Below are 342 nucleotides of genomic sequence, written 5' to 3'. Positions count from 1 at the left end.
GACCCTCAGGGCGTCCGGCCCGGGCTCGAGGGCGAGGTAGCCCACGACCTCCCCGTCGGCAGCCCGCGCGGTGAACACCTCGGCACCGGAGTACCAGAGCGGGATGCGGCGCTCCCAGTGCTCGGCGGTGCGCCGGGTGGTGAGGGGGCGTGGTCCGCCGTCCGCGGCGTCGAACCTGTCGTGCAGCGCGGCGAGCTGCTCCCACCCGAGCGCGACGGACCATGCCGGCCACGGGACGCCGGGCAGGCGGTCGGTGCGGACGGTCAGGGGTGCGTCGTCCTCCGTGCCGGACGGCGGAGCCCCCGGCACGGACGGCGCGTCGCCCGGGGTGTGGGGGTGGAG

Annotated in this window: 1 protein-coding gene; it reads right to left on the bottom strand. The window is 77.8% G+C overall.

The features are described from left to right. Window positions 1-309, bottom strand: a 309-nt coding sequence (locus tag ACFCZN_RS21500; RefSeq protein WP_430558120.1) for a hypothetical protein, incomplete at its 3' end; no start/stop codon positions are given. Between the last annotated feature and the right edge of the window lie 33 nt (window positions 310-342).

The organism is Isoptericola sp. NPDC056134, from assembly GCF_042264825.1.
In the GTDB taxonomy this organism is placed as follows: Bacteria; Actinomycetota; Actinomycetes; order Actinomycetales; family Cellulomonadaceae; genus Isoptericola; species Isoptericola nanjingensis.
Note: the sequence above shows the minus strand (reverse complement) of the source record. Positions and strands in the feature narration are given on the sequence as shown.